Genomic DNA, 5,767 nt, shown 5'->3' on the forward strand with positions numbered 1-5,767 from the left:
TTCGTCGGCCATGCCGAACAATGCAACATCCGCGTGCGCCGCTATGGCGGGATCAACGTGCCTTATGGCGAGGGCGCGCCCTATCGGGACGCGGCAGAGTAAACACACAACACAAGCGAGGGGCCAGCCCCTCGCGCTCCCCGAGGTATTGCGGGCAAGAGGAAGACAATGAGCGACATCCACACAAGGAACAAACAGGCCATCGCACCGCTGCGCGCGGCTATGTTCGATTTTGATGAGGCGGGCGTGCGCGCTGCGCTGGAACAGGTGATCGCGCCGGATGCGGTGATCCATATGCCATGGCCGCTGAACGACATGACCGGTCCGCAGGCCTTTTATGACACCTGCTACGCGCCACTGCTGACGTCGATGCCGGATCTGGAACGGCGTGACTGGATTGTGATGGGCGGGCCGGATGAGCATGGCGGCGACTGGGTCGGCTGCGGCGGTCATTACGTCGGCACTTTCGTTGTGCCATGGCTGGACATTCCACCGACCGGGCATCTCACCCATATGCGGTTCCACGAGTTCTTTCGCTTCGAGGATGGTAAGGTTGTCGAGATCCAGGCGCTTTGGGACATTCCCGAGGTGATGATCCAGGCGCAGGCCTGGCCGATGGCGCCGTCGCTGGGGCTGGAGTTCTGCATCCCTGGTCCGGCGACACTGGACGGAATTGTCGAGGGGCCTTGGGATGCGGAAAAATCCCGTGCCTCGCAGCAGCATATCATCGATATGTTGACGCACATGAAGAAACACCCCAGCCAGGGCGGGCCGGAGGTGATGGAAATGTCGCGCTTCTGGCATGAGCGGATGAACTGGTACGGACCTGCGGGCATCGGCACCGGGCGGGGCATCGCGGGGTTCCGCAACTGGCACCAGATTCCCTTTCTGAACGGGATGCCGGATCGCGGTAAATATGTCGACGAGATTGTCTATCATTTCTTTGGGGACGGGGATTATGCCGCGGTCACTGGGTGGCCTAACATGATCCAGACGGTGACCCATGGCGGCTGGATGGGCATCGCCCCGTCGGGCAAGAAAATCACCATGCGCAGTCTTGATTTCTGGCGTATCAAGGATGGCAAGATCCGTGAGAACTGGGTAATGGTTGATATCCTTGATGCGTATCGCCAGCTGGGGGTCGATGTTCTGGCCCGTATGCGCGAATTCAACAAGGTGCGTGTCCCCGGGTCCATTCCCTTCCCGGTGGGAGAAGCGTGATGGGGCATTGCCTGTCATCTGGGGCCGATCTGCGGGGCAAGCGCGTCCGCATGACAGGGCCGGGTGACGGGAGTTGGACAGAGGGCTGATGGCGCAGGCAAAGGTCACTTCGGCACAGGTTGCAAAGCTGGCTGGTGTAAGCCAGTCGGCGGTATCCCGGGTTTTCACACCCGGGGCGTCGGCCTCGCCCAAGACTATTGCCAAGGTTCGAAAAGCAGCGACCGAGCTTGGCTATCGCCCGAATGCGCTGGCGCGTGCGGTGGTTTCCGGCAAGAGCCGGATCATCGGTGTCGTCATGGCCTATCTCGAAAACCAGTTCTATCCCGATGTTCTCGAAAAGCTGTCCAATGCCCTGCAGGAGCGGGGCTATCACGTGCTGGTTTTCATGGCCTCGCAATCGGCCGGAAACATCGATGACGTGGTCGAAGAGATCCTCGACTATCAGATCGACGGCATCATCGCCGCCTCGGTCGCGATGTCGTCGGACCTGGCCGCGCGGTGCCGGGCGGCGGGTGTTCCGATGGTTCTGTTCAACCGGTCGCAGGACGATCCCCGCATGTCGGTCGTGACGTCCGACAATATTGCCGGTGGCCGTCGGGTGGCCGAGTTTCTTGTCGCCGGGGGGCACAGGAAGATTGGCTATATCGCCGGGTGGGAGGGGGCCTCGACCCAGCGCGATCGCGAGGCCGGTTTTCGGCAAGGGCTGGCGGATGCGGGCCTGTCACTTCATGCGCGCGAGGTTGGGGACTTCCGTATGGACCAGGCCCGCGAAGCCGCATTGCGCATGTTTGAGAAGGATCCGCCCGATGCCGTGTTCGTGGCCAATGACCACATGGCGTTGGCCGTGGCCGATTGCCTTCGCTTCGAGCTGGGGTTGAAGCTGCCCGAGGACGTGTCGCTTGTGGGGTATGACGATGTGCCTGCGGCAGCATGGCCTGCCTATAACCTGACCAGCTTGCGCCAACCTGCCAACCGCATGGTGGCCGAAACGGTTGAGATACTTCTGCACAAGATTGACGACGCCAAGGCCGCCCCCCGCAGGGTTGAAATCGAAGGACCGCTGATCCTGCGAGGCTCGGCCCGCATTCCCGAGGGATGGAAAACGTAACGACGCGACCTGTCGCCGTTTGCTGGAGCGGCGGGTGATGTTGGCGGGCGGCAACTTGGTTAATGGTGCCTGACGTGCAGCCGGGCATGACCTGTCGCTTGCGGGTCGGGTCGTGAAATGGCCGCACTATAGCTTTGACCGCCCCGAGGCCAGATCATGCAAGGGAAGCGCAAGGGGCAGACGTGCCCCATTTTCGACGTCGACAACGGCAAAAAATAGTGCAGTCCGATGACGTCGAAGAAAAATCAACCGAGGAACTGCATCGAAAAGTCAGCAAGGCACTGTCCGACCTGTCTGACCGCTGACGTGTGCAATCGTCCAAAGGCGTTGGAACCGGATCTCTGCGGGAAATGCTGGAAAGTGATGTTCAAATGAAGGTGCATATCCTGGACGACTGGTTTGACACATTGCGCCGATTGCCGTGTTTCGACTTGCTTTCCGATCACGAGGTTACCGTCTGGATCGACCATATCGAAGACGTGACGGTTCTGGCGAAGCGATTGCAGAACGCAGAGACTGTGGTGCTTTTCCGCGCGCCTAGGAAGGTCACCCGTGACCTGCTTGAATGTCTGCCGAAGCTCCGGCTGATCAGCCAGCGCGGGGTGTATCCCCGTGCCGATGTCGTCGCCTGCTCGGACAATAACGTGCTGCCTTGCTCGCGCATGCCGGCGGATGCGCCGATGCACAAGATCACCCCCTGAGATTTGGGCTGACCAATAAGTCTGGCCACCAGCGGAGCGCCGATGATCATAAGAACGATCCTGACCAGGTGATGGGGGATCACAAAGCCGAGGTCCGCACCGGCCACAATCGCCAGCACCGTCATCTCAGCCTGTCTGCCGGGCGCAAAGTCAAGGAAGGCTTCGACCTTTGGCGCATGTTCAAGCAGATTGGCCAGCTGGGTTAATTCGCCACCGGCAAGGATGCTTTTGCGGTGCAACGCGGGCAAGACCGAGCAATAGCCCTCGCAATAGCGGCAAGCGGTGCAGATCCCGGCCTGGCGGCGAACTTCTTGTCGCAGATCGGTTTGCAAACGCGGTGGCCTCCTGTCCCGCGATGCGTCCAAAGATGGTTCCGGTGGTCATGCCGAAACCGGCCAGATAGCCCTGCCCAAGAATGGATCGGGGCATGGGTTCCCCGGCAGTCCACAGGTTAATGATCGGCCGGACCCAGCGGGTATTGGCAGGCTCGATCCCGCTTGTTGCAACACCGTCGAACTCGGTCGGGTGGAAGTTCGAGGTATCGCCACGTGCGGCGTTGAAAGCGTCCACTGTGGCGTTCAGCTGGTCGGCGGGCAGGCCCATCATGTACGCCAGCTCGTCCAGCGTATCCGCCCGCTGTGGCGGAAAGACAGAGGGCATGAACAGGTTCAGCAATTTCTTGTCGATGATGACATGTCCGACCCGTTTCGGGTTGCGCGGCCACCACCCGCCCCCAGATCGCATAGCGCTTGGGCCAGATATCTTCGCCTTCGTCATAGAATCGTTCTGCGTGTTTGTTGACGACCACCGAAAACGGCATGCAATCCAGCCGTGTCACGATGCCGCCGTCGAACTTCGGTGCCCGCCCGTCGATGGTCACGGCATGGCATTGGGTCGGGTCGGCGACCGACTGCACGCCCTGATCCAGCAGAACGGCCAGAACCGCCCCTTGACTGAAATGGCGACCGTGACCTCGCCCGAAGTGGAAGATGTCGACCTGATCGACCCAGCCCGGGGCATCAGTATCCTGCTGCTGATCGACGAAGCAATGGCCCACGCGCGCATCGGGCTGGGTTGGGCCTATGAGATACGTCGCTCGACCACCGCGTTGGAATTGGTCGGGCAGGGCATCGGAAACGCGCTGCTACTCAGATCCTCGGTTCAACATCTAGAGGACAGCGGGCTGACGTTTCGTCCGATGGTGGACCCCGAAATTATCCGCCCCGCCGGTCTTCTTTCGCGCCGAGGACAACTGGACGGGGCCCCTGTGCAAGCGCTGAAATCCGAGATCCGCAAGGCGGCCATCGCAAGAATGCGGGCGCTCTAAAAAGGGGGCTCAGCGGTAACGGCACAATGATGTGGCTTTCCGTCATATCATGCGCAGCTGTTGCGTCGGAAGGAGAACAGCGGTTGGTCTCAGGATGTAACCCGGCGGATTTGGGCGCCGACCCAAGTCGCAGGAAATTGTTGACAAATTCGGCAAAAAAAGAAGAATTGTTCTTTATTCGTAAACACCAAAACGACCGTTTTTAGCGAAAATTTCTGCTTATCCGGTAAACATAAAAACCAAGTCTCGTATTGAGTGCAATTTTGAACGGGCCGGATCTCTGTCGAGATAGAAAAGTATGTTTCTATTTTCGATTCGGGGGTTCCAAATGGCTGATTATGACTTGGAAGCGGAAAACACATCCGCAACGATTGGTGGCGTCACATTCCTCAATTCTCCCAATGCGGGGTCCGGCACGGGTAACTTCGAGCCGTTTCTGGCAACAAGTGACGAAGCCAGCACTTCCGACGGCGTGTCCGCGGGGTTCAACACCGTCAGCGACTCCAATTCCGACATAAACAACTCATTTGGCAACAACGAGCTGGACAAGCAAAAGACGCATGAAGTGCGCCTTGTCGATATGCCGGTCACCGTGATTGACGGCGTCGAGTATTATGAAATCCGCCTTGATCTGAACGAAAGCAACTCGGACGAGTTAATCACGCTTGAAGAGTTTCAGATCTACCTGTCGTCCGACGGGGCGATCAGCACGTACTCCGACCTGATCAACCCATCAAACGCGACGATGATCTACGATCTCGACGCAACTGAAGACAATACCCTGTATCTTGCAGAGACGTCGACGGGCAGCGGTACTGACGACTATACTGTTCTGATCGAAGTGAGCCTGGTCCAGGCCTATTTCGACGCCAATCCGGGCGAGTCGATCGAAGACTATTATTTCTATCTCTACACCGAACTGGGGCGCCCGGGCGACTATGACGAAGAAGCCGGTTTCGATGAATGGAACCTTCAGACCGCGGGCACGATCAACGGATTCAAATTCGAAGATGCCAATGGCAACGGGATCTATGACGAGGGCACAGAAAGCGGCCTGGGTGGGATCACCGTCTATATTGACAGCAACAACAACGGCATCCTGGATCTCGGCCAAGAGCGCTACACCGTCACTGATGAGAACGGTAATTTTTCGTTCTATGGCGTAGCAACCAGTGATGACGACATTATCATCCGAGAAGCCCTGACCCAGGAACAGATTGATCAGGGTATAGAGGCAACCAACGGCTTCACCGATCAATACGGCGCCTACTGGGTGGCCCAGATCACCGAAACGGGTGAAGTGGATGAAGTTCTGATCGGCAACTTCGTGCCAAACCCGCTGATGTCGATCGACAAGATCGTGGTTGGCGTTGACAGCACGGGCAATGGCATGGCCGATGCGGTTGGCGA

5 protein-coding genes and 2 pseudogenes are annotated in these 5,767 nt (G+C 58.6%); 5 read left to right on the plus strand and 2 right to left on the minus strand.

All coding sequences use genetic code 11. The annotated features are described in order from the left end of the window. The first annotated feature begins 168 nt into the window (after positions 1 to 168). From JQ863_RS15220 to JQ863_RS15230, 3 genes are all read left to right on the plus strand, one after another. Entirely contained in the window at positions 169 to 1,221 is a 1,053-nt protein-coding gene (locus JQ863_RS15220) for an ester cyclase (RefSeq protein ID WP_204115186.1), read from the plus strand. An 88-nt stretch (positions 1,222 to 1,309) separates the two neighbouring features. After that, positions 1,310 to 2,329 (plus strand): LacI family DNA-binding transcriptional regulator, encoded by a 1,020-nt coding sequence (locus tag JQ863_RS15225; RefSeq protein ID WP_204115187.1) that lies wholly within the window; start codon positions 1,310 to 1,312, stop codon positions 2,327 to 2,329. 371 nt (positions 2,330 to 2,700) lie between these two features. Further along, a complete protein-coding gene (locus JQ863_RS15230; protein ID WP_204115188.1) occupies positions 2,701 to 3,030 on the plus strand; it encodes a Rossmann-fold NAD(P)-binding domain-containing protein in 330 nt (109 codons plus the stop codon). A 74-nt stretch (positions 3,031 to 3,104) separates the two neighbouring features. On the opposite strand, the pseudogene JQ863_RS19635 reads toward JQ863_RS15230, so the two are convergent. Both JQ863_RS19635 and JQ863_RS15240 read right to left on the minus strand, forming a co-directional pair. Then, positions 3,105 to 3,278 (minus strand): annotated as a pseudogene (locus JQ863_RS19635) (hypothetical protein); the annotation flags it as partial. Then, positions 3,211 to 3,979 (minus strand): annotated as a pseudogene (locus tag JQ863_RS15240) (hypothetical protein); the annotation flags it as partial. The pseudogenes JQ863_RS19635 and JQ863_RS15240, both read right to left, overlap by 68 nt. A 9-nt stretch (positions 3,980 to 3,988) precedes the next feature. Here JQ863_RS15240 and JQ863_RS15245 point away from each other — a divergent pair. Continuing rightward, positions 3,989 to 4,357: a LysR substrate-binding domain-containing protein gene (locus JQ863_RS15245; RefSeq protein WP_420826280.1), complete on the plus strand. Its 369-nt coding sequence runs from the start codon at positions 3,989 to 3,991 to the stop codon at positions 4,355 to 4,357. A 328-nt stretch (positions 4,358 to 4,685) separates the two neighbouring features. Next, positions 4,686 to 5,767 (plus strand): hypothetical protein (locus JQ863_RS15250; RefSeq protein ID WP_204115191.1); only part of this gene is annotated, 1,082 nt, incomplete at its 3' end.

Source organism: Shimia biformata (genome assembly GCF_016888515.1).
Lineage (GTDB): Bacteria > Pseudomonadota > Alphaproteobacteria > Rhodobacterales > Rhodobacteraceae > Shimia_A > Shimia_A biformata.

Coding starts and splice junctions, on each gene's coding strand:
- JQ863_RS15220 (WP_204115186.1), top strand. CDS start 169: ATGAGCGACATCCACACAAGGAACAAACAGGCCATCGCACCGCTGCGC.
- JQ863_RS15225 (WP_204115187.1), top strand. CDS start 1,310: ATGGCGCAGGCAAAGGTCACTTCGGCACAGGTTGCAAAGCTGGCTGGT.
- JQ863_RS15230 (WP_204115188.1), top strand. CDS start 2,701: ATGAAGGTGCATATCCTGGACGACTGGTTTGACACATTGCGCCGATTG.
- JQ863_RS15245 (WP_420826280.1), top strand. CDS start 3,989: ATGGCGACCGTGACCTCGCCCGAAGTGGAAGATGTCGACCTGATCGAC.